This window comes from Oleiphilus sp. HI0080 (genome assembly GCF_001635135.1).
Map to the genome: position 1 here is coordinate 1 of NZ_LWFU01000169.1, position 424 is coordinate 424.

Below are 424 nucleotides of genomic sequence, written 5' to 3' on the forward strand. Positions count from 1 at the left end.
CCAAGGCCATGCGTACACGGTTTTCGCCGGGATTGTGGCCGTTAACCGTTCTCGATAAATATGATCCGGGTACTACCGTTACGTGCTGTTGTTGGTACAGTTTTTGAGCAAAAATGACGTCGTCAATGGGGGTTTCAGGCCAAAGATAAAAGCTCGCATCGGTTTGCTCAACTTTCATAATCGGCGAGAGGATGTTTAGCACCGCTTCAAATTTTGCACGATACTCGGTTCGGTTATCGATAACGTGCTGCTCGTCGTTCCAGGCTGCAATGCTTGCAATTTGATGATGAACGGGCATTGCACAACCATGATAGGTCCGGTATTTCAAATACTTCGCGAGGACCGTTTTGTCGCCGGCAACGAACCCAGATCGTAGGCCAGGGAGGTTGGAACGCTTGGAGAGCGAGTGAAATACGATACAACG

1 protein-coding gene is annotated in these 424 nt (G+C 49.3%); it reads right to left on the reverse strand.

The window, feature by feature from the left end:
- On the reverse strand, positions 1-424 hold a 424-nt coding region (locus A3751_RS01895), incomplete at both ends, for an aminotransferase class I/II-fold pyridoxal phosphate-dependent enzyme (protein WP_156492189.1).